This window comes from Adhaeribacter aerolatus (assembly GCF_007991635.1).
GTDB lineage: Bacteria > Bacteroidota > Bacteroidia > Cytophagales > Hymenobacteraceae > Adhaeribacter > Adhaeribacter aerolatus.
This window is the reverse complement of the sequence record NZ_BJYS01000095.1, coordinates 1-713: the sequence shown is the minus strand read 5'-3', so window position 1 is coordinate 713 and position 713 is coordinate 1. Positions and strand designations below refer to the sequence as shown.

Sequence of the window (713 nt, the reverse complement as noted above, 5' to 3'; positions counted from 1 at the left end):
TATTGGTTTAAAAAGTATGACGCTTAATTTTATGTTTATTATGGTAATTAAACATCAGGTTTAAAGCAGCCAGATGGTTTTCTTTCTTTTTAGAGAAGCAAGTTGTTTTTCTCACAAACCTTCTATTCCTGGCCCTGATACAGGTATTAACGCCTTCTATGTTTTTGGTGTGCTCTTTGCCAATAGTGTGCTTTTCTGGTGGTAATACTTTCGCAAAGGCTTTCCAATGGTCGGTGCAGTATTCATCTATTTCTACGTCTTTAAGCTTTTTGAATAATTCCCGTACTGTTTTGGCGCTCCTGCTACCACAACTATAGGCAAGTACTTGGTCTGTCTCCGGGCTATAGGCATACAACAGCCAATATTTACTTTTCTCTAACATAACGCCATACTTCATCTAGCTGTACAGTTTTGTAATGCTCATGGACCGGTTGAATGGTAATTTGGTTTCCCTGCCGGCATAAGTTGTCCAGAATACACTTTCTGCTGGCTCCCAGCAACTCTTCTATATCCCGAATACCACTATCCCTTTCTAAAAGCCGCAATATTAATTGGTTTTGGGCTAGGTCGGCTCCTTTATTCTGATACTTGGCCTGGAATTGTTTCTGACAATTTCGGCACAGCAGGTTTTGATTACCATTCTTTTTCTTACCGTTTTTTACTACCTTGCTGCTCTGGCAGTGAGGACAGTTTAGCTTGATGAGAATCTCGCA

At 40.3% G+C, this 713-nt stretch carries 1 pseudogene; it reads right to left on the bottom strand.

Going from position 1 to position 713, the window contains the following annotated elements:
- Positions 1–7: 7 nt before the first annotated feature.
- Positions 8–713 (bottom strand): annotated as a pseudogene (locus tag AAE02nite_RS27110) (IS1 family transposase); the annotation flags it as partial.